Below are 22,065 nucleotides of genomic sequence, written 5' to 3'. Positions count from 1 at the left end.
ACGGAGTCAGCAGCAGGACCGGAGGTCCCCACCGTTTGATGGTCTTCACGGATCTACCCTTCGACGCAGGTCATGAGCGCTCACGGACGGCGTGGGCGCGGGCGCTTGCCCGGGCGCTTCGGCGCCCGGGCACGCATCCGCCATGTCAGCCGACGGCGGCCGCCAGCTCTTCCTGGTACGTCGCCAGGTCGGAACCACCGGTGGTGAACTTGCTGGTGGCGTCCGAGATGGCGTTCAGCACCGCGATCGGCGCCGCGGCACCGTGGGCCAGCGACGGCACGATCGCGTCGTTGGCGTAGGACTCGATCGCGGACTGCTGGTACTCGGAGAAGTCCGCCGGGTCCGCGTCGGTACGGGCCGGGATGGACCCCTTGGCCTGGTTGAACGCGACCTGGCCCTCGAGCGAGCCGACCGTCTCCAGCCACGCCGTCGCGCCGTCCGGGTTGGGTGCCCCGACCGGCAGGGTGAAGGAGTCGGCGAGGAAGCCGAACTGTCCCTCACTGCCCGGGACCGGGAAGTCCACGAAGCCTGCGCCTCGTTCGACGCCCTGCTCCTCGAACGCGGCGACCGCCCAGTCACCCATGACGTTGTAGGCGGCGGTCCCGTCGATCACCATCTGGGTTGCCTCAGGCCAGTCGAGCCCGTCCCGGTCGGTGTTCGTGAAGCTCATCAGCGTCTCGAAGTGCTCGAGCGCCGTGGTGACGTCCGCGCTTGCCCAGTCCGTGTCACCGTTCCACAGGCCGACATAGCCGTCGGCACCGAGATCGGCCATCAACACCGTCTCGAGCAGGTTGACCTGAGTCCAGGTGGTCGCCACCGAGAGGGCAGTGACGCCGGTGGCCTGGACGGCCTCGAGGTCGGCGATCCAGGCGTCGATGTCGGCCGGCACCGCGGTCGGGTCGATCCCGGCCGATTCGAGCACGGTCGGGTTCGCCCAGACCACGTTCGAACGGTGGATGTTGGAGGGCACCGAGTAGATGCTCCCGTCCACCGTGAGCAGGTCGATCAGGTCCTGCGGGAAGACGTCGGTCAGGCCGAACTCCGTGTAGAGGTCGGAGACGTCCTCGAGCTGACCGGCGGCGATGTAGTCGGTCAGCTCCGCTCCCGCGTGCGCCTGGAAGGTGTCCGGCGGATCGCCCGCCTGCAGGCGGGTCTGGAGCAGGTCCTTCGCGGCGGAACCGGCGCCACCGGCCACCGCGCCGTTGACGAACGTGAGGTCCGGGTGCTGCTCGGCGAAGACCGCCTCGAGCGCCTCCAGCCCGGTCAGCTCCGAGCCGGCGGCCCACCAGGTGAACACCTCGACGTCGGTGCCGCCGTCACCACCACCATCGCCCCCATCCCCGTCGCCGCCGCCGTCGCCGCCGCCGCTGCAGGCGGTCAGGGCGAGGCCAATCGCGGCGGCCGTGGCCACCACACCGATGCGTCGCATACGTCACTCCTTCGTGGTTGGTCCGATTCCGGACGTGTCGCCCGCCGCGCGGCAGGTGACGTTCCTCATTCTGTTCCCGGCGCGCGTCCGGGGCCTCCAGGGGCACCAAACCGACGCCAAGTTGTGACCTGGCCGTTCGGCGGAAAACCGCCACTCAGAGCGCTCTCATTCGTCCGCCGGATCAGGGGCCATCACTATGGACCCCGGCCAGGGCAGCGCGCAAGCCGCGCTGGCCCGCGGCCATCACCGCGGCGTGTGCGCGAGCGAACGACCGCCCGGCGAGCGGTGACACCAGACGCATCCACCGCCGTCGGGCCCGTACCTGCCACACGATCACCATCACCACTGCCTCGCCGTCGGCTGACAGCGACCAGGCGCCGGCACCGGCCAGGTCCCCCACCACGCGGGCGTGCGCGAACGAACCCGGCGAGACGTCCGTGAGCTCCACCCCGAACCGGAGGAGGTAGCCGGTCGGTGCACGCACGGTCAGCACCGTGCGCTGACCGAGGTGATCGCCGTCGCCGGGGCGCACCACCGTCGCGGCCACCACGCCGGGCCACCACTGTGGCCACCTCGCGACGTCCGAGAGCACCCGCCAGACCTGCGCCGGTGTCGCCTCCGCGCGCCAGGTGGACGTGAAGGTGAAGGTGCCGTCCGCCACCGTGCCCTCCCCACGCCCTCGAACCGTGCCGGGCCCGCGCCCGATCCGGGACCAGACTGCCGGGCGCGGAGCGTCCCCGCCAACTATCGTGTGGAGATGGCCGATGTCGTCCAGGTGCGCCGCGCGCACCCCTTCGAGACCGTCGTCGCGTCGTTCGGGCTCCTGCTCATGGTCGCGCAGCTCCCGTTCTACGTCGCGGCGGGTGTGGTGGCACCCGCTTGGGGCGCCCTCGTCCTGAGTATCGCCTGGGTGACGCTGTTCACACTGGGTCTGCGCTGGTATCGCGACCACCCGTCCTGGGTGCTGCTGGTCCCGGTGCTCGCCGCCGCGGTGTGGATCACGTCGGTGACGGTGGTTGAGCCTTACCTCGGCTGGGGCCCGTGAGCGATCGCCGGCTCCATCGTTGACTTCGCACCCGGCTCGAACTCGACGGTCCGGGTGCGCGGTCAGCGGGCGTCGGTGGCCGGTGCGAGAGTAGGGGGCATGTGCGGACGCTATGCCTCGTTCCGGGAGGCCCAGGACCTCGCCGATGCCTTCGACGTGGAGGACGTCACCGACGCCGCCGCCGAGGTCTCGGCCAGTTACAACGTCGCTCCCACCGATCCGATCCGGATCGTCCTCGATCGTGCCCCCAAACCGGCGACGGCGGACGCCGAAGTCGGCCGGGGGAACCTCGTCGAGCAGGGCACCGCGGAGTCCGTGGTGCGTCGGGAGATGTACCTCGCGCGGTGGGGCCTGGTCCCGGCGTGGGCGAAGGACCTGTCCGTCGGGGCCCGGATGTTCAATGCGCGCAGCGAGTCGCTCGCCGAGTCCAGGGCGTTCCGCAAGCCGCTTGAGTCCAAGCGCTGCGTGGTGGTGGCGGACGGCTACTACGAGTGGCACAAGACGCCGGTGCCGGGCACGAAGAAGGTGGACCGCACCCCGTTCTACATCCACCCGACCGACGGCTCCCCGGTCGCGTTCGCAGGTTTGTACGCCTGGTGGCCTGATCGGTCGAAGTCGGCCGACGATCCGGACAGGTGGGTCCTGAGCGCCACCATCGTCACGGCCGATGCGCGCGACGGACTTGAGCAGATCCACGATCGGGAGCCCGCGATGCTGACGCCTGCGGGCGTGGCCACCTGGCTGGACCCGACCGTGACCGATCCCGGCGAGGCGCTCGCCGTCCTCGCCGCGCCCGCTCCGGCGGTGTCCTGGCACGAGGTCGGCGCCCAGGTGGGTTCCGTGCGCAACAACTCCCCCGAGTTGATCCGGCCCATCTGAGATGTGGCACGTCGTGCCGGCGCGTCGGGTACCGTTCAGCAAGTGAATATCGCCGTGACCGGTTCCATCGCCATGGACCACCTGATGACCTTCCCCGGCCGCTTCGCCGATTCCCTGCTTGCGGAGCAGCTCGACAAGGTCTCGTTGTCCTTCCTCGTCGAGGAGCTCGAGATCAAGCGCGGCGGCGTCGCCCCGAACATCTGCTTCGGCCTGGCCGCGCTCGGCCTGACCCCGTTGCTGGTCGGCTCGGTGGGCGCGGACTTCGATGACTACCGGGCCTGGCTCGACCGGCACGGCGTGGCCACCTGGCCGGTCCGGGTCTCCGAGACGGCCCATACCGCCCGATTCGTGTGCACCACGGACTCCGACAACGCTCAGATCGGATCTTTCTACACCGGGGCGATGGCCGAGGCACGGGAGATCGAACTACGTCCGATCGAGGCCCGGGCCGGCCGGATCGACCTGGTGCTGGTCGGCCCGAACGACCCGGAGGCGATGGTGCGGCACACCGAGGAGTGCCGCACCCGTGGCTACCCCTTCCTCGCGGATCCCTCCCAGCAGGTGGCTTGGATGGACGGGCCGGCGATCCGGAGCCTGATCGACGGCGCCACGTATCTGTTCTCCAACGACTACGAGGACTCGGTGATCCAGCAGAAGACCGGCTGGTCACACGATGAGATCCTCAGCCGGGTCCAGCACCGGGTGATCACCCGCGGCAAGGACGGCTCAAGCATCTACTCCGGATCCGAGCGTATCGACGTGCCGATCGCCCGCGAGGAGGTCACCCTGGACCCGACCGGCATGGGCGACGCGTTCCGGGCCGGCTTCGTGGCCGGGCTGTCCTGGGGCGTGAGCCTGGAGCGCTGCGCGCAGATCGGCTCGCTCCTGGCGAGCTACGTGATCGCCGTGACCGGCACCCAGGAGTACCGGTTCGGCAACACCTTCCTCAAGCGGTTCACCGCAGCCTATGGGGACGAGGCAGCCGCAGAGGTCGCACCCCGGATGCGCGACCTGCGCCTCTGACGACCGCGAGACGACCTTCGGATCAGTTGGGCGGCCACGGCCGCCGGCGACTCCGGCCGCGCTCCGCTGGGAGCACGCTCCCGGTCCCGTGATCACCGGTCCGCAGTCGCGGTAATCCCGGGGGTGGACGCAGCATTCCGCCCCGGGTGGTACGCCCGATTCGACGACGACTCCTAGGCTGGTCCCATGAGTGCCCCTGCCCAGCCGCCGGTGGCGTGGACCGGCCGGGTCACGCCGAACGCGGTCGACGCCGTGTTCGCCGGCGTCGCGCTGCTGTTCGTGGGGCTCCCGTCCCTCGCCTTCGCCGTGTCCATGGGATACCCCGCCACCGGCGCTGCCGTCGGCGGCCTCGCCTCCCTGGTGATGCCGGTGGCCATCGGCTGGCGGCGCAGTCATCCGGTGCACTCGTCCGTCGTGGTGTACGCGGCGGCCCTGGCGCACCTCCTCGCAGGTGCGCCACTGATCTTCGCGGACTCACTGATCTTCGTGGCGCTGTACTCGGTGACCGTCTACGGGCCGATGTGGGCCCGGAGGACCGCTCTCGGCTCCGCACTGCTCGGGTGTCTCGTCCTGAGTGGGTACTACGCGGCGACGTCCGGCCAGGCGCCCATGCCCTCGCTGGTGGTGGCAGGGGCGGCGATGGCGTTCCTGTCGGCGCTCGTGATGATCACCTGGGCGATCGCCATGGTGCGCAAGGCCCGGGTGGACCAGGTCGAGTCGCTCGCGGACCGGGCCGCCCGCCTCGAGGTCGAACGCGACCAGCAGGCCAAGATCGCGACCGCCGCCGAGCGGGCCCGGATTGCCCGCGAGATGCATGACATCGTGGCGCACTCGCTCTCTGTGGTCATCGCGCAGGCCGACGGCGGCCGGTACGCCGCCTCCGCGGACCCCGTGGCGGCGACGCGCGCGCTCACCACCATCTCCGAGACCGGACGGGCCGCGCTGGCGGACATGCGCCGGATCCTCGGCGTGCTCCGCAGCGACGACCCGCGTGATGGCGACCTGATCCCGCAGCCGGACGACTCGGACCTGGACACCCTCGCCGAGCACGTCCGGAACACCGGCCTGCAGGTCTCGGTGGTCCGGGTCGGCGAGGCGCGGGCGCTGCCGCCCGGCGCCGGGCTCACCGTCTACCGGATCGCCCAGGAGGCCCTGACGAACATCCTCAAGCACGCCGGCCCGGGTGCGCACGCCACGCTCCTGGTCCAGTGGACCCCGATCGGGCTGGTGCTCCAGATCGACGACGACGGCCGCGGCGCCGCCGCCACCACCGACGGTGCCGGCCATGGTCTCCTCGGCATGCGCGAGCGGACCGCGATGCTCGGTGGCACCCTCGCCACCGGCCCGCGCCCGGGCGGCGGGTACCGCGTCCGCGCCGAGATCCCGTTGCCCGGCGGGCGCGGGCCGCGGCTGGCGCCGAACCCGGCGACGGCGCCGCTCACCCCGGTCGCCCCGCGGCCACCCGCTCCGGAGCCCGGCCCTTGGCCCGCCCCCACGTCGCCACCCGCCTCGGCTCCACATCCCGGGCCGGGCGGCACGGCACCCACCCCACGCATCGGGCCGCCGGCCCGATCCGATCCGAACCCACTGAAGGGCTCCACCGCATGACCCTCGAAGGCGCCTTCCCCGACGTTCCCACCGCGCCGATCCGCGTGGCCCTGGTGGACGATCAGCAACTCGTCCGGGCGGGGTTCGCGCTGGTGATCAACTCCCAGCCGGACCTGGAGGTCGTGCTCGAGGCCGGGGACGGCGCCCAGGCTCTGCGGCTGCTCACCTCCCACGAGGTCGACGTGGTACTGATGGACGTGCGGATGCCGATGATGGACGGCCTGGCCGCCACGGCCGCCCTCACCGACCCGGCCACCCACCGGCAGGGCACCATCCCGAAGGTCGTCATCCTGACCACGTTCGACCTCGACGAGTACGTCCTACGTGCGATCAAGGCCGGAGCGAGCGGGTTCCTGCTCAAGGACACGCCACCGGAGGAGATGCTCGCCGCGATCCGCACCGTGCACCAGGGGGACGCAGTGATCGCGCCGTCCAGCACCCGGCGGCTCATCGAGCACCTCGCGACCGTGCTGCCGGACGAGCAGAAGACGCCCGCCGCCGTCCTCGACGCCCTCACCGACCGCGAGCGTGAGGTGCTGATCCTGATGGCTCGCGGCCGCACGAACACCGAGATCGCCGGCGATCTGTTCGTGGCCGAGGCCACGGTCAAGACACACGTCGGCCGCGTGCTCGCGAAGCTCGGCGTCCGGGACCGTGTCCAGGCCGTCGTGACCGCCTACGAGACCGGACTGGTCAGCCCGGGCACCTGACGCCGTCGGGCATGGACCTGCCCCACCGACGGGCCGACCCGCCCTCCGAAGGGTCCACCCACGGGATGATCCACGAACCCGACCGAAGCGCGACGCGGGCCTCGGCACCCGGACCGTAGGTTCATGAGCATGACCTCCCCAGAGCCTTCCGGCCCGCCCCGCAGCGAGTCCACCAGCGCCGTGCGCGCCGTCGACCTCAGCAAGATCTACGGCGAGGGCGAGGTGGCCGTGACCGCCCTCGATCACGTGGACGTCTCCTTCGAGCGTGGCGTGTTCACCGCGATCATGGGCCCGAGCGGCTCCGGCAAGTCCACTCTGATGCACCTGCTAGCCGGCCTGGACACCGCGACCTCCGGTCAGGTGATCCTCGGCGGCGTGGACATCACCACGCTCACCGACAAGCAGCTGACGATCCTGCGGCGTGAGCGCGTCGGGTTCGTGTTCCAGTCCTTCAACCTGCTGCCGATGTTCACCGCGGAGCAGAACATCGCGCTGCCCTCCGAGCTGGCCAACACCGCCGTCGATCCCGCGTGGCTCGACCTACTCGTGGACACCTTCGGGCTGCGGGACCGGCTCAGCCACAAGCCGCACCAACTCTCCGGCGGACAGCAGCAGCGCGTCGCGATCGCACGCGCGCTGAGCACCCGTCCGCACGTGATCTTCGCCGACGAGCCCACCGGAAATCTCGACTCCCGCTCCGGCGCCGAGGTGCTCTCGTTCCTGCGCCGTTCCGTGCGCGAGCTGAACCAGACCATCGTCATGGTCACCCACGACCCGGCGGCCGCCGCATATGCCGACCGCGTCGTCATGCTCGCCGACGGTCGCATCGCCGGGACGATCGACGACCCGACCCCCGAGTCGGTCCTGGCCGGGCTCGACGCGCTGCGCGGGCTCGAGACCCAGGTGGCTCGCTGATGCTGCGCCTGACCCTGGCGCAGATGCGCACATCCGCCGGCCGGCTCGCCGCGGCCGGTATCGCCATCCTGCTCGGCACCGCGTTCGTGTCCGTGACCCTGCTCGCCTCGGCCACGCTGGAGCAGACCACCTACAACGCGGTCACCGCGCAGCTCGCCGACGCGGACCTCGTGGTCGACGACCCGACATACAGCCTCGACGCCGACGCGCTGGACCGGATCCGAGAGACCGACGGCGTCGCCGCGGCCGACCCGATGTACTCCTTCGGGGCCGAGCTCGGCGCCGGCGGACGCACCGAATGGGTGAACATCGGCGGCGCGGCCAGCGACGCGCGGCTGTCTCCTGCGGTCTACACCAGCGGGTCGGCACCGGCCGCGGCCGGGGAGATCTCGCTCGGAGTGGACATCGCGGAACGGCTCGGCGTCCAGCCCGGCGACGAGATCGAGGCGACCTGGGAGTCGTGGACGCCCGATCCTGAGGACCCCGAGAGCGGCACCTGGGCGCCGCACGCCGAGTCCCTGCGGATCAGCGGCCTGATCGAGGAGAACAGCGGCCTGGCCTACGGCGCACCGAACGCCTACGTGCCCGCCGACGAGCTCACCCGCTGGGAGCTCGAGGCCAACGAGTCCGCTTCGACGTGGTCCTCGATCCTGATCGCGATCGACGACGGCGCGGACGCCGAGGCCACCCTCGGCGCGGTGGCGGCACAACTCGCGGGCAACGCCACGGCCGAGGTGCTCACCGTCACCGAACAGGCCCAGCGCACGACGGCGGAGATCACCGGCAACGACATGACGTTCGTGGTGCTCCCGCTCGGCTTCGCGGCCGTCGCGCTCGCCGTCGCCGCGCTGGTCATCGCGAACACGTTCCAGGTGCTGGTCGCCCAGCGCACCCGCAGCCTGGCCCTGCTGCGCTGCGTCGGGGCCACGAAGGAGCAGGTCCGCTCGACCGTGCTCATCGAGGCGCTCGTGGTCGGCCTGGTCTCCTCGATCGCCGGACTGGTGCTCGGCACGGTGCTGATGGCCGTCGGGCTCGCCGTGGTGGCGGAGCTGAACCTGGACGTCCCGCTCGACCGGACCCTGCACGTGAACGCCGTCAGCGTGATCGTGCCCGTCCTCGTCGGCACCGTGGTGACGGTGCTGGCCGCGCTGGTGCCGGCTCGGATCGCCACCCGGGTGGCGCCGCTCGCTGCGCTGCGCCCGGTGGAGGGCGAGCACGCCCGCGGCGCCGGACGGATCAGGATGGCCTTCGCCCTCGTGCTGGTGGCCGGCGGCGTCGGGCTGCTCGCACTCGCCGTCGGCATCGCCGGCGGGCTCGGTGGCATCGACGCGGAGAGCGGGCTGCTCATCGCGCTCGGCATCGGCGTGCTCGGCGGGCTGAGCACCGTGCTCGGCCTGCTGATCGGCACCGTGTTCGTGGTCCCCGCGCTGATCCGGCTCGCCGGCCGGATCCTGTCCCGCTGGGTGCCCGGGCGCATCGCCACCGCGAACGCGGTCCGCAACCCTCGCCGCACCGGCGCGACCGCAAGTGCCCTGTTCATCGGCGTGGCCCTGGTCACGATGATGTCCACCGGCGCAGCTGCCGCGAAGGACAGCCTCGGTGATGCCCTCTCCACCCAGTACCCGGTGGACGTCAGCGTCTCGCTCGCAGGCTCCGACGTCGCCCTGGACCACGCCCAGATCAACGCGGTCGCCGAGACCGACGGCGTAGCCGAGTCCGCGCTCCTGAGCCTGGCCCCGGTCACCCTCGGGGTACACGGTTCACAGGAGTGGGTGCTCGCGCAGTCCGTCGAGCTCGAGGACCTGAGCCCGGTGCTCCGCGACCCGGACGTGGCCGCGGGCCTGTCCGACGCCACGATCGTGATGCCACGGATCTACGCGGCCTGGTACGACCTCGTCGACGGTGACCCGGTGACGGTGACCGCGGAGGACGGTTCCGAGGTGGAGCTCACCGCAGTGGTCACCGAACTGGGCGGGGTCGATCCGATGGTCACGCCCGCGACGTTCGCCGCGCTCGGGCTGACGCCCGTCGAGAACGCGATGGCCGTGCGCCTCGCCGACGACGTCGACGCCGTCGACACGGTCCGGGAGATCCAGACGGTGCTCACCGACCTGTCCGCGACGACCGACGCACCGACCGCCTCCGTGGCCGGCGCCGCCGTCGAACGCGCCGCCTTCACCTCCGTGGTGGACACCCTGCTCGCCGTCGTGCTCGGGATGCTCGCGGTCTCGGTGGTGATCGCGCTCGTCGGGGTCGCGAACACGCTCTCCCTGTCCGTGCTGGAACGACGGCGGGAGTCGGCCCTGCTGCGTGCGATGGGCCTGACCAGGGGCCAGCTGCGCGGCATGCTCGCCGTCGAGGGGGTCATGATCGCCGGTGCGGGGGCAGCGCTCGGGATCATCGCAGGGCTCGGCTTCGGCTGGGCCGGCACCGCCGTGATGCTGTCCTCGGTGGGCGAGGTGACCCTGGCCGTGCCGTGGCGCGACCTCGCGATCGTGGTGGTGATCGCACTGGTGGCCGGACTGCTCGCGTCGGTCCTGCCGGCCCGCACCGCCGCGCGGACGCCGCCGGTCGCGGCGCTCGCGATGGATTGAGCCCGGCCCGCAGGTCTTCTGCCCGGCACCCGGTCTGGAGGGGTGCGGTGCCGGGCAGGACCGGTTCAGCGGGGGTCGGTCGCGGCCCGCAGGGCCAGGATCACCAGGGGTACCTGCACGGGCAGCCGCGCCCACGCCATCGCCCGCGCACGTGCGCTCCGGTCACGCACGAGCCGCACCGTGCGGACGTTCGCGGGAAACACCGCCACCAGGAACACCGCCGACGCCAGCCCGCCCCCACGGCGGGTCCGCCGGTTCCACACGGCGCCGGCCAGGGCGAGCTCGATCAGGCCGGAGCCGATCGTCCAGGCGCGGGCCGGCCCGGGCAGCATCCGGGGCACGATGGCGTCGAAGGTCCGTGGTCGGGCCAGGTGCGTCACGCCGGTGACGGCGAACATCACCGACGTCAGCGCGGCCGGGCCGGGGGTGGTCACGTGGGGCGCGTCGGCGGATGACATGGTCGCCCAGCCTACGTCGGCGTCACCCGCCGGCGACCACCTCGAGGACGGCCGGTCCGTAGCGCACCAGCTTGGCCTCGCCCACCCCGGAGATCCCACGCAGTGCCGCCTCGTCGGCCGGACGGGCCTGCGCGATCCCGGCGAGCGTGGCGTCGTTGAAGACGACGTACGCGGGTACACCCTGCTCCTTGGCCACCTCCGCCCGCCAGGTACGCAGCCGCTGGAAGAGCTCCTGACCGGAGTCGTCGAGGTCGAGCACGGCACCCTTCGCGCCCGCTGACCTCGCCGACCGGGGAGCGCGGGTGCGCTCGGGCTCGATGCGCAGCATGACCTCCCGGCGGCCGCCGAGCACATCGGCGGCCGCGTCGGTGAGCGCGAGCACCCCGTACTCGCCCTGCACCTGCAGCAACCCCTGCGCGAGGAGCTGGCGCACCACGCCCCGCCACTCGGTGTCCCCCAGCTCGGTGCCGATGCCGAAGGTGCTCAGGTCGGTGTGCCGGAACTTCACCATCCGCTCGGTCTCGCGGCCGAGCAGGATGTCGACGACGTGACCGGCCCCGAACTGTTGACCGCGTTCGCGCTGTAGCCGCAGGATCGTGGACATCACCTTCTGCGCGGGCACGGTGCCGTCGAAGGACTTCGGCGGGGACAGGCACGTGTCGCAGTTGCCGCAGGGCTCGCAGGCTTCGCCGAAGTAGGCGAGCAGCTGCTGGCGCCGGCACTGCACCGTCTCGCAGAGCGCGAGCATGGCGTCCAGGTGCAGCGACTGGGCGCGCTTGCGCTGCGCATCCCCATCCCCGTCGGCAATCATCCGGCGCTGCTGCACCACATCCTGCAGGCCGTAGGCGAGCCACGCCGTCGACGGCAGTCCGTCCCGGCCGGCCCGGCCGGTCTCCTGGTAGTAGCCCTCGACGCTCTTGGGCAGGTCGAGGTGGGCCACGAACCGCACGTCCGGCTTGTCGATGCCCATGCCGAACGCGATCGTGGCGACCATGATGATGCCCTCCTCGCGAAGGAACCGGGACTGGTTCGCGGCCCGCTGCGGCGCCGGAAGGCCCGCGTGGTACGGCAGCGCGGTGTGACCCTGGCCGACCAGCCACTCGGCGGTCCGTTCCACGGAGGCCCGGCTCAGGCAGTAGACGATGCCGGCCTCACCCGGGTACTCCTCGATGAGTCGCAGGAGCTGGGGGCGGGCTTGGGCCTTCGGAGTGATCCGGTAGGCGATGTTCGGCCGGTCGAAGCTGGACACGAACACCCGGGCACCGCCGAGGTCCAGGTTCGCGACGATCTCGGCGCGGGTGGCCTCGGTCGCGGTCGCGGTGAGCGCGACCCGTGGCACGTCGGGCCAGCGCTCATGCAGCATCGACAGCGCGAGGTAGTCCGGCCGGAAGTCGTGACCCCACTGCGCGACGCAGTGTGCCTCGTCGATGGCGAACAGGGCGATGTGGGCGCGGTCGAGCAGCCCGGCGGCCGCCGACAACCGTTCCGGGGCGAGGTAGAGCAGGTCGAGCTCGCCAGCGAGCAGCCGGTCCTCGGTGTCGCGCCGCTCGGCCGCGGACTGGGTCGAGTTCAAGAAGGCGGCGCGCACCCCCACCTGCTCGAGGGCGTCGACCTGGTCATGCATGAGTGCGATCAGCGGGCTGATCACCACGCCGGTGCCCTCCCTGACCAGCGCCGGGATCTGGTAGCACAGGCTCTTGCCGCCGCCGGTCGGCATCAGCACGAGCGCGTCCCCGCCGGCGACCAAGGTGTCGATGATCTCCGCCTGCTCCCCGCGGAAGGCGTCGTAGCCCCAGACGGCGGTGAGCGCCTCGAGCGGTGAACTCGCCGACGGCGGGGTCGGGCGGGCGGCCTGTGCCGGTCGTGCCGGGTGGGTCGGCGCTGCCTCGGCGGGCCGAGCGACCCGGTTGCGCACGAGCGAGCGCACCGCGGGATCGCCGGCGGTGGCCTCGGGCACGTCCCAATCGCTGCGGTGGTCCGGCGGCGGCTCGTCCCAGTCCGGCGGAGGCTCGCCCCACTGGTCCTCGACCGGCGACACATCGCCCCTGCTCTCCTCAGCCACCCGGCCAGCCTATGCGCCGGGACCGACGGTCGAGCCCAGGGTCAGCGCCTGCTCCCCGCGGAGGTCCCTTCGATGGCTCGCGGGTCCGCGTCGGCCAGTGGATCCACGTCCCCGGCTGCCGCTTCTTCGGCGGCCGGCGCGCCCGGAACCCGTGCCTGGGCGCCGGCGGCGAGGTCCGTGGGTACCGGGGCGTCGGCGGGCACCACGGACTCGGCCGGTGCCTCCCGCTCGATCCGCGTCGCGAGCGGCTTCTCGTCGATGAAGCAGAGCAGGATCGCCGCGAGCACCGCGAGCGGTGCGATGACCAGGTAGATCGGCGTCAACGCGTCGTTGTAGGCGTCCACGATCGGGATCCGGAGGGCGTCGTCGAGATGCTTGACCACGTCCGGGGTGAGCGCGCTCGTGCCCCCCTCCACGGCACCCTCGGCACCCGGCAGCCGCTCGGTCAGCAGGCTCAGCAGGCGGGCCGTGAAGACGCTGCCCACCACCGCCGATCCCAGCGTGCCGCCGATCTGCCGGAAGAAGTTGTTCGCGGCGGTGGCGGTGCCGACCTGCGTCACGGGGAAGGAATTCTGGACCACCAGCACCAGGATCTGCATGGTCCCGCCCAGACCCACACCGAGCACCCCGAGGTAGACGCACGCCAGCCAGATCGGAGTGCCGACCGACAGGGTGGACAGCGCCACCAGCGCTGCCGCGATCAGCACCGAGCCGGCGATCGGCATCCACTTGTACCGCCCGGTGCGGCTCACGTACCAGCCGCCGGCGGTGGAGGTCACCAGCATCGATCCCATCATCGGCACCATGAGCAGCCCGGACGCCGTGGCGTCCTGCCCGGCGACCATCTGCAGATAGGTGGGCATGTATCCCAGCACGCCGAACATCCCGATGCCGATGAACAGCCCGGCGACCGTGGTCAGGTTGAAGTTGCGGTCCGCGAACAGGTGCAGCGGGATGATCGGCTCCCGGGTGCGGCCCTCGACGAACACGAACAGCGCCGCCGCGACCACGGTGCCGGCGATCAGGCCGAGGATGATCGGCGAGTTCCAGGCGTAGTGGGACCCACCCCAGGTGCCGAGCAGCACGAGGCAGGTGGTGCCGACGGCGATCAGGCCCATCCCGGCGAGGTCCAGGTGCGGACGCCCGCGCCGGTTTCGTGGGAGCGGCATCAGGAAGAGCGCCGCTGCCAACGCCGCCAGGCCGAGCGGGATGTTCATCCAGAACGCCCACCGCCAGCCGGGGCCCTCCGTGAGCCAACCACCGAGGAGCGGCCCGGCCACCGAGGAGAACGCGAACACCCCACCCATGATCCCCATGTACTTGCCACGTTCCCGTGGTGGGACGACGTCGGCGATGATCGCCTGGGACAGGATGATCAACCCGCCGCCGCCGAGGCCCTGGATGGTGCGGCCCACGATCAGTCCGGTCATGTTCAGGGTGAGCGCACTCACCACCGACCCCGCCATGAACAGCGCGATCGCGCCGACCAGGAGCGGCTTGCGACCGATGAGGTCGCCCAGCTTGCCGTACACCGGCATCATCACCGTCGACGCCAGGATGTAAGCGGTGATCACCCACACCATCAGGTGGGCGCCCTGGAGCTCGCCGACCAACGTCGGAAGTGCCGTCGCCAGGATGGTCTGGTTCAGGGACGCGAGCAGCATGGACAGGATGAGCCCGGCGAACAGCAGCGCCAGGGCACGCCGATCGAGCAGGGTTCCGGACGACCCACCGGGAGCGGTGGGGGCGGTTGTCATGACTTCTGCACTACCTCTCGGAGCAGGTCGACGGCGTCATCGAGGATGCCGTCGACGTCATCGCGAAGGATGAAGGTCGGGTCGTTCGTGGCGGCGAAGTTCAGTGCGGCGGAGGCCATCGAGATCAGCATCCGCACATGGGGTTCGTCGGGTTCGTGGCCGATCACCAGCGCGATCCGATCCGTGACGATCTCCGTCACGATCGCCTCGGTCTCCCGGAACGACTCGGTGCGGTGCCGCACCAGCTCGGGATGCCGATCGAAGATCTCCCGGCGCCGGGTGCGGCTGAGCGCGCTGCCGGACGCCGTCCGCGCGACCGCGATGAGAAGCCGCGTGGTCCGTTTGAGCAGCTGCCCGTCCTGGGGTGCGTCGAGGAACGCCTGCCGGGTGGCCGGGTCCAGGTGCGGATGCCGAAGCCCGACGACGGCGTGTTCCTTCGTCGGGAAGTAGTTGAAGAACGTCCGCGTCGAGACGTTCGCGCGGGCGGCGATCGCGTCCACGGTCACCGCGCCGAGGCCGTCCTCGAGGACCATGGCCACCGCCGTCTCGTGCAGCGCCCCCCAGGTCTCGGCGCGTTTGCGCTCCCTGAGCGATGTTTCCTGCACTCGTGCATTTTTGCATGACTGCAAAATTCTGACAAGGTCGCCGGCGCCGTCGTCCACAGGCCGAGCACGCACCCGACGGCGGAGGGCGAGCATCGTAGGTATGCCCACAGATATCCCCACCGGGCGCGCGGGACCCGCTCCGGCCACGACCCGGTTCCATCTGGCCGTGGTAGCGGGCCCTGACCCGGGTTGGGTGGCGCCGCTCGGCGCCGAGCCGGTCCTGGTGGGCCGGGGCCCGACGGCCTCGCTCACGCTCGAGGACCCGTCGCTCTCCCGAGACCACGTCCTGGTGAGCGCGCGCGGCGGGCGCCTGCGTGCCCGGGATCTGGGCTCGGCGAACGGCACCGCGGTCGTCCGTGCCCGCAGAGGTCCGCACGCCGATACGCCGATCCCGGGCCGACGGTCGCACCGGTTGCGGACCGGGTGGTGGGCCCTGCGCGAGGGTGATCTGCTCCTGGCGGGCGCCAGCGTCATCGAGGTTCGGCGCCACCCCTCGCTGCGGGACCGGACCGGGCCGGCGCAGCCGTCGGGTGTCGGCGACGGCCTGCTCGGGCGACTGATGTTCCCGCTGATCATGTGCGTGAGCTCGGTGCCGTTGCTGCTCTCGGGATCGGGTGCATGGCGGCTCGTCGTGGCGATCGCGCTCCCGCTGGTGCTGGTCGGCTCGGTCCTGTGGCCGCTGCTGGCGCAGCGACGACGCCGCCGAGGTGAGCGGAGCCGGCCGGAGACGCCCGTCGAACCGGAGCCCGACCCCGGCCCGGACGACCCGGCCGGTCTCCTGATGAGCGCCGGCGCGCCGCCGCGCGCCGCCACCGACCGGGCCACGGAACACGTGCCCAGGTGGGAGATCGGTGACGCGAACCAATCCACCCGACGGCGCGCACCGCCGTCGTCCGCTCGCGCCCGGCGCGACCACGAACGAGCCCGGTACCTGCCCGGCGCGCCCGGCACCCTGGCCCTGGTCGGCGACGACGAGGACGTGGCCGCGCTCGCCCGGTGGCTGGTCTGTCGGCTCGCGGTGCGGCACCCGGCGACGCGGGTGCGCCTGGACCTGCCGGCCGCGTGGGCCTGGGCGACGACGCTCCCGCACCGCGCCCCCGGTGGTGGACCCGAACGCCTCACCGTCCAGGTGGTCGAGCGGCCGGGCGGGCCACCCGGCGCCGATGGCGTGCGCATCGTGCTCGCCCGGGACCTGACCGAGGTGCCGCCCTGGTGCGAGCGGACCATCGAGGTCGGCCCGGGCCACGCCCGTCGGGTCGGCGAGCGCTGGGCAGCCAGGGTGTGCGCCGCCGTCGCCGCTGCCACCCGCCACGCCGGAGGGCTCCCCGAGATGGTGCCGATCGGCGCGGTGGTCGGCCCGGGTGACGTCGCCGGGATCATCCGCGGCTGGACCGAGGACTCCGGGCTGTCGGCCGTGATCGGCGTCGGCCCCGCCGGTCCGCTCCGGCTCGACCTCGGCGTGGACGGACCGCACGCACTCGTGGCAGGCACCACCGGGTCGGGCAAGTCCGAGTTGCTGTTGTCGTGGCTGCTCGGGCTGGCGCACGCGTGCTCCCCGGCGGACCTGGCGCTGGTGCTCATCGACTACAAGGGCGGCGCGACGTTCGGACCGGTCGCGGACCTGCCGCACGCCGCCGGGGTGCTCACCGATCTCGATGCGGCGGACACCGCCCGGGCCTTGGCCAGCCTGCGCGCGGAACTGCGCCGCCGCGAGCGACTGCTGGCCGCGTCGGGCACGTCGACCCTCGTCGACCACCGGGCCCGTGTCCCGCCCGAGGAACGTCCGCCGGCACTGGTGGTGATGGTCGACGAGTTCCGGGCGATGGCTGCCGAGCACCCGGACTTCCTCGACGCGCTGGTGCGGCTGGCCGCCCAGGGGCGCTCCCTCGGCATCCACCTGGTGCTCGCCACCCAGCGACCCGCCGGTGCGGTGACACCGGACATGCGCGCCAACCTCACCGTGCGGATCTGCCTGCGGGTGCTCGAGGACGCCGACTCGATGGACCTCGTCGGTGACGCGTCGGCCGCCCGCCTCCCGCCGGTACCGGGGCGCGCGGTGGTCCTGGCCGGTGGGCGGACGATCGTGCAGGTGCCCTGGACCGGCCCACCGGACGCCGGCACGGTCCACGCCCTGGTGGGCCGGCTCGTGGCCGCCGCGGCCGACCTCGAGACGCGCGAGCCGTGGCGGACCCGGCGCCCGCGCCCGTGGGCCGAACCGTTGCCGGGCCGCATCGATGTCGGTGAACTCGCCACCGATGAGTCCGGCTACGTGGCCACGGAGCCCCGCAGCCTACGGGACGCCGGGCAGGTGTGGCCGACGCCCGCGACCTTGCCGTTCCTGCGCACCGACCTGCCCGATGAGCAGACCCTCGGCACCTGGTCCCTGCCACCCGCGTCCACCCTGCTCGTCAGCGGACCTCCCGGGTCCGGCCGGACCACCGCGCTGCGCACGCTGGCCGAGATGGCGCACCGGACCGGCCTGGCGACGCATGTGATCGCCGAGGACCTGGCCGCGATCGTCCCTCCGTCCAGCGACACCTCGCACGGCACCCAGTGCGGACCCGAGGACTCCCGCCGTGCACGGCGGCTCATCGAGCTGCTCACCGGAGGCGCCGCCGGTCCGGCGGTGCTCCTCGTCGACGACGTCGACGTCCTCTGCCGTGCGCTCGACGAGACCGGGGGCATCGGCACCGGGGTGGACCTCATGACCGCTCTGCTCCGGCGGGCCCGCCCGGCCGGTGTCGGGGTGGTACTGACCTGTGCCGGTGCGCCGACCCGCTGGGCGCCGCTCGTCGCCGACCGGTTGGCGCTGCGACCACAGGACGTCGGCGACGCCCTCCTGGCCGGGATCCCGAGGGATCTCGTGGGCACCGGCTGGCCGGCGGGGCGGGGCGTGCTCATCACGTCCGGCGCGACCCGGATGGCCCAGGTCGCGCTCGCGGCGGCCGCTCCCGACTCCTACCGAGACCCGGCCCGGGCGCCCGTTCGCCTGATCGCACTGCCTGCCACGGTCACGCTGGCGGACATCGGCCAGCTCGACGGCGCACCAGCGGGACTCGTGCTCGGCGTGGGTGGGGATGATGCCGGCCCGATCGTGCGTGACCTGCCCGACGGCGGCACCTGGCTGGTCGCCGGACCAGCCGGCTCCGGGCGGACCGGCGCGCTCCGGATGCTCGGTGGGCAGCTCCGGGCCGGCGGCCGCGTGGTCATCGACGGGCCCGACGGGCTCGCCGCCCTCCAGGCCCCTACCTCCCCTGGTACGACCCGACCCTCGGGTGCCGACGACCCGGTCGTGCCGGCCCGCGGCCCGGTCCTGTTGCTCGATGACGCCGACCGGCTCCCGGCGGCAACCCTCACCGCGGTCGCCGAGGCGAGCGAGCGCGTCGACCTCGCAGTGGTCGCGGCCGCCCGCCCGGAGGCCCTACTCGGTCTCTACCACGAGGTCGGGGCGCGGCTGCGGGAGGCGCCGCTGATGGTCATCATCGGCCCCGCCGGGGGCGCCACACACCTGACCGGGGTGGACCTGCGCCGGCATGCCGACGACTACCCCGGACCGGGTCGCGGGGTGCTGCTCGACGGCGGCCGACTCACCCCGGTCCAGCTCGCGAGCTAGGCGACGGCGTCCGGCCCGCCGGCGCCAGAGGTCGCCGCGAGCGACACCGGCAGGAGCAACGCCACGATCACCACCACAGCGGCCACCATCGGCACGGTCGCAGCCCACCAGACCACGGTGGACAGCGAGGACGCCCCGGCCGCGAACTGCAGCAACTGCCAGGTGATCACCGGCCCGCGGCCCCAGCGCTTGCCACTCCACAGCGCCCGGACGGCCAGGAACAGCAGGCCGGCGATCAACACCAGGAACACCAGGACGCCGGCCGCGAAGCCGACGAAGGTCGCGTCGTCCGAGAGCGCGAGGACCAGCGACACGACGCCGATCACCGCCAGCGCCACGGCCTCGAGGAGGGCGACGGCGAGGCCGATGCGGAGTGGCAACGGACGCTCTCCGGGGCTCGTCGCGTCCGATTCCGGGGGCGTGGAGGTCGCAGACACGGCCACCACTCTACGGCGCGCCGGACCGCCCGGGCCGAGCTCCGCCGTCGGGCCGGCAGCGCCCGGCGAGCACACGGCGAGCATTCCGTTCAAGGTGTCCACCCTGTGAACAATGTCTCACGGCAACCAAGTTGAAACTTTGTCGTAACCCCTTGTGCACGTTCAAATACCATGTGAAAGTTGTTCCCAGAGATTCACGCGAGTAGCGGAACTCCCCCCACCCAACTCGGCCTGAAAAATGGCCACGCACTCGCACGCGCCCACGCTAGGAGAACGCAATGGATTGGCGTCACAACGCGTCCTGTCTGACCGAAGACCCCGAGCTCTTCTTCCCGATCGGGAACACCGGGCCCGCGCTCGTGCAGATCGAGGAGGCGAAGGCAGTGTGCCGTCGCTGCCCCGTCGTGGACACGTGCCTGAAGTGGGCGATCGAGTCCGGTCAGGACGCCGGCGTCTGGGGCGGAATGTCCGAGGACGAGCGCCGCGCGCTGAAGCGCCGCACCGCCCGCGCCCGCCGCGCCGGCTGACCCGAAGCCTCTTCCCGAACGGCCGGATGGCCCTTGGCGGTCCGGCCGTTCGCGTGCCTTCAGTAGTCCCGCAGCTCGCCGACGCGAGCCTCGAGGACGACCTCCGTGCCACCGCTGGGGACCGGCTGCCAGGAGATGGTCCCGTCCAGTTCGGTGGCCACGAGCGTGCGCACGATCTGGGTACCGAGGCCCTTCATCTGCGGGTCCTCGCCCATGCCGACGCCGTCGTCGATGACACTGACCCGAAGCATCGGTCCCTCCCGACGGGAGTTGATCGTCACGGTGCCGCCGGTGGTCGCCAGCCCGTGCTCGACGGCATTGGTCACCAGTTCGGTGAGCACGACGGCCAGAGCGGTCGCGTCGGTGGCCGGCACGCGGCCGAAGGCGCCCTCGCGCACCGTCTTCACGTGCGCCTCGCCCGCGGCGACGTCGGCCACCAGGCGCAGGGTGCGTCCGAAGACCTCGTCGAAGTCGACCACCTCGTCTATGGTCTGGGACAACGCCTCGTGCACCGTCGCGATGGTCGCAACCCGACGCATCGCCTCGTTCAGCGCGGACTTGGCCTCGTCGGAGTCGGTTCGACGCGCCTGCAACCGCAACAGCGCGGCCACCGTCTGCAGGTTGTTCTTCACGCGGTGGTGGATCTCGCGGATCGTGGCGTCCTTGGTGAGGAGTTCGCGCTCGCGGCGGCGCAGTTCGGACACGTCCCGTACGAGCAGGACCGCTCCGACGCGCTGGCCGTACTCGGTGACCGGCACCGCTCGCAGGGACAGGCTGACACCACGCGCCTCCACATCGGTGCGCCACGCCGCCCGGCCCATCACCACGAGCGGGAGCGATTCGTCGACCGGCGAATGGTCCTCGAGCAGCGGGGTGATCACCTCCGCCAGGGATTGCCCGACGACCTCGTCGCTGACACCGAGCCGGTGGAACGCACTGAGCGCGTTCGGGCTCGCGTACAGGACCTCACCCTCGCTGTTCAGCCGGACCAGTCCGTCACCCACCCGGGGGGCACCACGCCGCGGACCGGTGGCCGCGTTCGCCAGCGGGAACTCTCCGCGCGCGATCATCCCGCAGAGCTCGTCCGCGGACTCCACGTAGTTGAGCTCGAGCCGGCTCGGAGTGCGGCTCGCACCGAGGTGCGTCTCCCGGGCGACGACCGCAAGGATGCGACCCGCCCGCACCACCGGGATGGCCTCCTCACGGATAGCGAACGACCCGTTCCAACGGGCCTCGCGCGCGCGGTTGATCTCCTTGGTCTCCAGGGCCTGCAGCAGCGCCGTCCGCAGTCCCGCGGGGGCGCGCCTGCCGACCACGTCGTCGTGGTGCACGGTCGCCCCGGTCGATGGGCGTGCGTGTGCGACCGCCACCAGGTCACCGTCGGTGGTGGGTAGCCAGAGCACCAGGTCGGCGAAGGACAGGTCGGAGATCACCTGCCAGTCCCCCACCAGCAGATGCAGCCACTCGGCGTCCTGGCTGCTCAGGTCGCTGTGGTTCTCGATCAGGTCACCCATCGTGGACACGCTCGTAGCCTACGCATCGCCGGACCGGCGGCGAGCCACGGTCCGACGGCGGCCGGTCGGTGCAGCGGGTGTGGCAGGAGTGTGGCCGGGGTGTGCCGCCAGCGGTGCGTCGCTACGCTCAGAGATGGGCCGGCCGGCCCGACCGCCCAGCGAGGAGAGCCATGCGCTTCGATGCCGCCATCGACTACCCCGCGGACACCACGCGGGTCGCTCGGATGTTCGCCGATCCCGAGTTCGTGCGACGCAAGGTCGAGGCGACCGGTGCGACGTCGACCGCCATCGAGGTAACGCCTGGCGACGACGGCGGCTTCACCGTGCTGACCCGGCGCTCAACGCCGACCGACAGGATCCCGACGGCGCTGCGCTCCTTCGTCGGCGCCTCGATCGACGTCCGGTTCGTCGAGGTCTGGCAAGGGGCCGACGCCGATGGACGGCGCAGCGGGACCTTCACCATGGACGTGGCCGGCGCACCGGCCGGAGCCACCGGCACCACCGAGCTCGAGCCCACCGGCGCGGCCGGCTCCCGGGTCCGCTACGACGGCGACGCGAAGGTCAACGTGCCGTTCCTGGGCGCTCCGGTGGAACGAGCCGTCGTGGAGGCTGTGCAGAACGTGCTCGACGCCGAGCGCCGGGTCGCGCAGGAGTGGCTGACCGAGCGCTGACGCACTCGATACACGGTCCGGATCGGCCGTCGGTGCCGACCGGCCTTGATTGCGGTTCGGTCACGGGACTTGACGCGATGGCCGCACATGTTCCACTATCACTGCATCCCTGAGAGCGCTCTCAGGACACGGTCGTCCGATCGTGAGAGCGCTCTTATCCTGTTCCGGACGAAGCTGCCCGGAACACCTGCGCAAATCTCTCGACCGCCGGAACGACC

Annotated in this window: 18 protein-coding genes; 10 read left to right on the top strand and 8 right to left on the bottom strand. The window is 72.0% G+C overall.

Features of this window, described 5'->3' with window-relative positions; translation table 11 throughout:
• Positions 1-145: 145 nt before the first annotated feature.
• Together HALOF300_RS15880 and HALOF300_RS27055 are read right to left on the bottom strand one after the other, a co-directional pair.
• Positions 146-1,429 (bottom strand): ABC transporter substrate-binding protein, encoded by a 1,284-nt coding sequence (locus HALOF300_RS15880; protein WP_156741885.1) that lies wholly within the window; start codon positions 1,427-1,429, stop codon positions 146-148.
• A 181-nt stretch (positions 1,430-1,610) separates the two neighbouring features.
• The gene (locus HALOF300_RS27055) at positions 1,611-2,090 is read right to left on the bottom strand and encodes an SRPBCC family protein (RefSeq protein ID WP_197522602.1); all 480 of its coding nucleotides are present in this window, start codon (positions 2,088-2,090) and stop codon (positions 1,611-1,613) included.
• A gap of 96 nt (positions 2,091-2,186) precedes the next feature.
• Between HALOF300_RS27055 and HALOF300_RS27050 the strand changes: the two genes are divergently transcribed.
• The 7 genes from HALOF300_RS27050 (at position 2,187) to HALOF300_RS15845 (ending at position 10,203) form a co-directional block, all read left to right on the top strand.
• Positions 2,187-2,474, top strand: a complete 288-nt coding sequence (locus tag HALOF300_RS27050) for a hypothetical protein (protein WP_197522601.1) — start codon at positions 2,187-2,189, stop codon at positions 2,472-2,474.
• Positions 2,475-2,573: 99 nt separating this feature from the next.
• Positions 2,574-3,353, top strand: a complete 780-nt coding sequence (locus HALOF300_RS15870; protein WP_156741884.1) for an SOS response-associated peptidase — start codon at positions 2,574-2,576, stop codon at positions 3,351-3,353.
• 42 nt (positions 3,354-3,395) lie between these two features.
• Complete coding sequence (locus HALOF300_RS15865; protein ID WP_156741883.1) at positions 3,396-4,376, top strand: carbohydrate kinase family protein; 981 nt, start codon at positions 3,396-3,398, stop codon at positions 4,374-4,376.
• Between the two features lie 186 nt (positions 4,377-4,562).
• The gene (locus HALOF300_RS15860) at positions 4,563-5,984 is read left to right on the top strand and encodes a sensor histidine kinase (RefSeq protein ID WP_197522600.1); all 1,422 of its coding nucleotides are present in this window, start codon (positions 4,563-4,565) and stop codon (positions 5,982-5,984) included.
• The gene (locus HALOF300_RS15855) at positions 5,981-6,694 is read left to right on the top strand and encodes a response regulator (protein ID WP_156741882.1); all 714 of its coding nucleotides are present in this window, start codon (positions 5,981-5,983) and stop codon (positions 6,692-6,694) included. Before HALOF300_RS15860 ends, HALOF300_RS15855 begins: the two co-directional genes overlap by 4 nt.
• A 123-nt stretch (positions 6,695-6,817) precedes the next feature.
• Positions 6,818-7,609: an ABC transporter ATP-binding protein gene (locus tag HALOF300_RS15850; RefSeq protein WP_156741881.1), complete on the top strand. Its 792-nt coding sequence runs from the start codon at positions 6,818-6,820 to the stop codon at positions 7,607-7,609.
• Complete coding sequence (locus HALOF300_RS15845; RefSeq protein WP_231955454.1) at positions 7,609-10,203, top strand: ABC transporter permease; 2,595 nt, start codon at positions 7,609-7,611, stop codon at positions 10,201-10,203. The genes HALOF300_RS15850 and HALOF300_RS15845 overlap by 1 nt, the downstream gene beginning before the upstream one ends.
• 65 nt (positions 10,204-10,268) lie before the next feature.
• Here the strand turns inward: HALOF300_RS15845 and HALOF300_RS15840 are convergent, their stop codons facing one another.
• The 4 genes from HALOF300_RS15840 to HALOF300_RS15825 are packed head-to-tail and all read right to left on the bottom strand — an operon-like array spanning position 10,269 to position 15,085.
• Entirely contained in the window at positions 10,269-10,661 is a 393-nt protein-coding gene (locus HALOF300_RS15840; protein ID WP_231955452.1) for a DoxX family protein, read from the bottom strand.
• A 22-nt stretch (positions 10,662-10,683) separates the two neighbouring features.
• On the bottom strand, positions 10,684-12,723 hold the full coding sequence (gene recQ, locus HALOF300_RS15835) for a DNA helicase RecQ (protein ID WP_231955451.1): 2,040 nt from the start codon (positions 12,721-12,723) through the stop codon (positions 10,684-10,686).
• A 41-nt stretch (positions 12,724-12,764) separates the two neighbouring features.
• Positions 12,765-14,480 (bottom strand): MDR family MFS transporter, encoded by a 1,716-nt coding sequence (locus HALOF300_RS15830; protein WP_156741880.1) that lies wholly within the window; start codon positions 14,478-14,480, stop codon positions 12,765-12,767.
• A complete protein-coding gene (locus HALOF300_RS15825) occupies positions 14,477-15,085 on the bottom strand; it encodes a TetR family transcriptional regulator (RefSeq protein WP_231955449.1) in 609 nt (202 codons plus the stop codon). Before HALOF300_RS15825 ends, HALOF300_RS15830 begins: the two co-directional genes overlap by 4 nt.
• 100 nt (positions 15,086-15,185) lie before the next feature.
• Here HALOF300_RS15825 and HALOF300_RS15820 point away from each other — a divergent pair, with 100 nt between their 5' ends.
• The gene (locus HALOF300_RS15820) at positions 15,186-18,698 is read left to right on the top strand and encodes an FtsK/SpoIIIE domain-containing protein (RefSeq protein WP_197522599.1); all 3,513 of its coding nucleotides are present in this window, start codon (positions 15,186-15,188) and stop codon (positions 18,696-18,698) included.
• Here the strand turns inward: HALOF300_RS15820 and HALOF300_RS15815 are convergent.
• Complete coding sequence (locus HALOF300_RS15815; RefSeq protein WP_156741877.1) at positions 18,695-19,135, bottom strand: hypothetical protein; 441 nt, start codon at positions 19,133-19,135, stop codon at positions 18,695-18,697. The genes HALOF300_RS15820 and HALOF300_RS15815 overlap by 4 nt on opposite strands.
• Positions 19,136-19,413: 278 nt before the next feature.
• Here HALOF300_RS15815 and HALOF300_RS15810 point away from each other — a divergent pair, with 278 nt between their 5' ends.
• Complete coding sequence (locus tag HALOF300_RS15810; protein WP_154793131.1) at positions 19,414-19,662, top strand: WhiB family transcriptional regulator; 249 nt, start codon at positions 19,414-19,416, stop codon at positions 19,660-19,662.
• 59 nt (positions 19,663-19,721) lie between these two features.
• Here the strand turns inward: HALOF300_RS15810 and HALOF300_RS15805 are convergent, their stop codons facing one another.
• Positions 19,722-21,176, bottom strand: a complete 1,455-nt coding sequence (locus tag HALOF300_RS15805; RefSeq protein ID WP_156741938.1) for a sensor histidine kinase — start codon at positions 21,174-21,176, stop codon at positions 19,722-19,724.
• Positions 21,177-21,346: 170 nt separating this feature from the next.
• Between HALOF300_RS15805 and HALOF300_RS15800 the strand changes: the two genes are divergently transcribed.
• Positions 21,347-21,847 carry a DUF2505 domain-containing protein gene (locus HALOF300_RS15800; protein WP_156741876.1) on the top strand — a complete coding sequence of 167 codons (501 nt, stop codon included), beginning with the start codon at positions 21,347-21,349 and terminating at the stop codon, positions 21,845-21,847.
• The last annotated feature ends 218 nt before the right edge of the window (positions 21,848-22,065 follow it).

This window comes from Occultella aeris, assembly GCF_902703175.1.
Classification (GTDB): domain Bacteria; phylum Actinomycetota; class Actinomycetes; order Actinomycetales; family Beutenbergiaceae; genus Occultella; species Occultella aeris.
This window is presented reverse-complemented; position numbering and strand designations above follow the sequence as displayed.

Bases quoted from the DNA above. Each gene is read 5' to 3' on its own strand.
- HALOF300_RS15880 (WP_156741885.1), bottom strand. From the start codon at position 1,429: ATGCGACGCATCGGTGTGGTGGCCACGGCCGCCGCGATTGGCCTCGCC.
- HALOF300_RS27050 (WP_197522601.1), top strand. From the start codon at position 2,187: ATGGCCGATGTCGTCCAGGTGCGCCGCGCGCACCCCTTCGAGACCGTC.
- HALOF300_RS15870 (WP_156741884.1), top strand. From the start codon at position 2,574: ATGTGCGGACGCTATGCCTCGTTCCGGGAGGCCCAGGACCTCGCCGAT.
- HALOF300_RS15860 (WP_197522600.1), top strand. From the start codon at position 4,563: ATGAGTGCCCCTGCCCAGCCGCCGGTGGCGTGGACCGGCCGGGTCACG.
- HALOF300_RS15855 (WP_156741882.1), top strand. From the start codon at position 5,981: ATGACCCTCGAAGGCGCCTTCCCCGACGTTCCCACCGCGCCGATCCGC.
- HALOF300_RS15850 (WP_156741881.1), top strand. From the start codon at position 6,818: ATGAGCATGACCTCCCCAGAGCCTTCCGGCCCGCCCCGCAGCGAGTCC.
- HALOF300_RS15845 (WP_231955454.1), top strand. From the start codon at position 7,609: ATGCTGCGCCTGACCCTGGCGCAGATGCGCACATCCGCCGGCCGGCTC.
- HALOF300_RS15840 (WP_231955452.1), bottom strand. From the start codon at position 10,661: ATGTCATCCGCCGACGCGCCCCACGTGACCACCCCCGGCCCGGCCGCG.
- HALOF300_RS15830 (WP_156741880.1), bottom strand. From the start codon at position 14,480: ATGACAACCGCCCCCACCGCTCCCGGTGGGTCGTCCGGAACCCTGCTC.
- HALOF300_RS15820 (WP_197522599.1), top strand. From the start codon at position 15,186: ATGCCCACAGATATCCCCACCGGGCGCGCGGGACCCGCTCCGGCCACG.
- HALOF300_RS15810 (WP_154793131.1), top strand. From the start codon at position 19,414: ATGGATTGGCGTCACAACGCGTCCTGTCTGACCGAAGACCCCGAGCTC.
- HALOF300_RS15805 (WP_156741938.1), bottom strand. From the start codon at position 21,176: ATGGGTGACCTGATCGAGAACCACAGCGACCTGAGCAGCCAGGACGCC.
- HALOF300_RS15800 (WP_156741876.1), top strand. From the start codon at position 21,347: ATGCGCTTCGATGCCGCCATCGACTACCCCGCGGACACCACGCGGGTC.